The sequence below is a fragment of the Mycolicibacterium arseniciresistens genome (assembly GCF_030519285.1).
GTDB lineage: Bacteria > Actinomycetota > Actinomycetes > Mycobacteriales > Mycobacteriaceae > Mycobacterium > Mycobacterium arseniciresistens.
Genome location: NZ_JAUMSQ010000207.1, coordinates 1 through 2,734, shown reverse-complemented (window position 1 = coordinate 2,734; position 2,734 = coordinate 1). Strand labels below are relative to the sequence as shown.

The following is a 2,734-nucleotide window of genomic DNA, read 5'->3' as shown; positions in this document are numbered from 1 at the left end:
TCACGCGCCGGTCCCGACATGGTGCCCGGGCCGCTCGAGGGATGGACCACGTTGTAGATCGCGAACGCCGCCGGTGCGGCGAGCGAGGACAACGCCGCCGCCAGCACCACCACCGCGGTGGCGCGCCGCAACCGGTGCGCCCCGACCGCGAGCACCGCGGCCGCGGCGACCGCTCCGACCAGCACAGCCCACCGCAGCACCGGCACGAAGTCCGGTGTGCGGTCGAGCAGGACGAACGCCCACACCCCGGTGGCCGCCACCATCGCCGCGAGCACGAGCCGCGGCCACGGATGCGCGCGGCCCCGCCACAATTCGGCGGTCGAGTGGCCGACCAGCGCGGCGACGGCCGGCGCCAGCGCCACCGTGTAATACGGGTGGATGGTGCCGTCCATGAAGCTGAACACCGCACCGGTCACCAGGAGCCAGCCACCCCACAGCAGCAGCGCCGCGCGCACCCCGTCGGTGCGTGGCGAGCGGCGGGTGAGCCAGAAGCCCGCGACCAGACCGATCAGCGCGGCGGGCAGCAGCCATGACGCCTCGACACCCATGGATGCGCCGAACAACCGGCCGATGCCCGCCTGACCACCGAAGAACAGGCTGCCACCCGGTCCGCCGCCCGGCCCCCCGCCGCCTGGCCCCTCGCCGCCGGCGATGCGCTCGATCCCGTTGTAGCCCAGCGCCAACTGCAGCAGGCTGTTGTCGGTGGATCCGCCGATGTAGGGCCGCGAGTCCGCCGGCCACCACTCGACCAGCGCGATGTACCAGCCGGCCGACACGACCATCGACACGGCGCCGACCATCAGCCCGCAGACGCGGTGCCACCACCCCACCGGTGCGGCGACCAGGAAGGCCAGCGCCAGGCCCGGGACAACCAGGAACGCCTGCAGCATCTTGGTCAGAAAGGCGAATCCCAGAGCCACACCGACCAGCAGCATCCACCGCGTGCCCGCCGTCTCGATGGCGCGCACCATGGCGTAGGCCGCCGCGACCAGCAGCAGCACCAGCAGGGCGTCGGGATTGTTGAAGCGGAACATCAGCGCCGCAACGGGTGTCACGGCCATCACCGCTGCGGCGGTCAGGCCGGCGGCGGGCCCGCTGGTGCGCTTCACGGCGGCGTAGAGCAGGGCGACGGTCGCCACACCCATCAGCGCCTGGGGCAGCAGCATGGTGAACGGGGTGAAGCCGAACAGCCGGCCGAACAGCGACATCACCCACAGCGCGGCGGCCGGCTTGTCGACGGTGATGGCGTTGCCTGCGTCCAGCGAGCCGAACAGCCAGGCCGTCCAGCTCTGGGTGCCGGCCTGCGCGGCGGCGGCGTAATAGTCGTTGGCCCAGCCGGACCGGCCCAGGCCCCACAGGTAGAGCAGGGCCGTGGCGGCCAGCAACACAGGCAGGGCCAGATGTGGCCATCGCGGAGCGGCGGCGGTGGCGGGCGCGGAGCCGGCAACCGGCTGAGGTGCGGTGAGTGTCATCAGAAGTCCTCGATCATGTTCGGAGTCAACAGGTTCGGCGGGTACGGAAGACCCAGCCGCGCAGCAGCAGGAAGCGCAGCACGGTGGCGACCAGGTTGGCCGCGACCAGCACCACGAGCTCGAGCGCTCGATGCGGCTGGGGGATGAGTCCGTGCAGCAGGGCCAGCGATCCACTCGTCACGCCCAGTGCGACGGCGAAGACGAGCAGACCTTGGACGTGGTGGCGGACCATCGAGCCGCGCCCGGCCACCGCGAAGGTGAACCGCCGGTTGGCCGCGGTGTTGCCGACCGCCGTGACCAGCAGCGCCACCAGATTGGCGGCCTGCGCGCCGAACGCTCCGCGGGTCAGCATGAACAGCGCCAGATAGGCGACGGTGGACACGGCTCCGACCGCGCCGAACCTCACCACCTGCCGCAGCAATGACGTCTTCGGCGCGCACATCCGCGACGAGCCAAGCTGTGCGGCAAGCAGATTCACCGGGATCGAGCCGTCGGCGAAGCCGCGAAGCAGCCGGCCGATACCCCTGAGGTCGGCCGCGGCGGTCGCCACGATGTCCACCCGGCTGTCCTCGTCGTCGATCCAGTCGACCGGCACCTCGTGGATGCGCAGACCGCTGCGCTCGGCCAGCACCAGCAGTTCGGTGTCGAAGAACCACCCGGTGTCGGTGACGAAGGGCAGCAGCTCGCGGGCGACGTCGGCGCGGATGGCCTTGAAGCCGCACTGGGCGTCGGAGAACTGCGCCGACAGCGTCGACCTGAGCAGAAAGTTGTAGCAGCGCGAGATGATCTCGCGTTTGGCGCCGCGCACCACCCGGGCGCCCCGACTCAGCCGGGTGCCGATCGCGAGATCGGAGTGGCCGGAGATGAGCGACGCCGTCAGCGGAGCCAGCGCCGCCAGATCCGTGGACAGGTCGACGTCCATGTAGGCAAGCACCTGGGCATCCGACGCCGACCACACCGCGTGCAGCGCCCGGCCGCGGCCCTTCTCCTCCAGCCGCACGACACGGACATCGCCGAGGTCGGCGGCGAGGTCGGCGGCGATGCGCGGCGTCGCGTCGGTGCTCGCGTTGTCGGCGATGGTGATGCGGGCCGGGAACGGGAAGTCCTCCGACAGGTGGCGGTGCAGGCGACGGATCGAATCCGCCAGCGCCGCCTCCTCGTTGAACACCGGAACGACCACGTCGAGCACCGGCACGCCCGCAGCACGGGCGGCCAGCGCGGCGTTGGGTCTGCAGGCGAAGCGGCGGCGCTCGGCCCCGGCG

At 71.8% G+C, this 2,734-nt stretch carries 2 protein-coding genes; both read right to left on the bottom strand.

What is annotated here, in order from left to right:
- Positions 1-1,472 (bottom strand): ArnT family glycosyltransferase (locus Q2100_RS21910; RefSeq protein ID WP_302915752.1); only part of this gene is annotated, 1,472 nt, incomplete at its 3' end.
- 25 nt (positions 1,473-1,497) lie between these two features.
- A partial coding sequence (locus Q2100_RS21905; RefSeq protein ID WP_302915751.1) for a bifunctional glycosyltransferase family 2/GtrA family protein occupies positions 1,498-2,734 on the bottom strand: 1,237 nt, incomplete at its 5' end.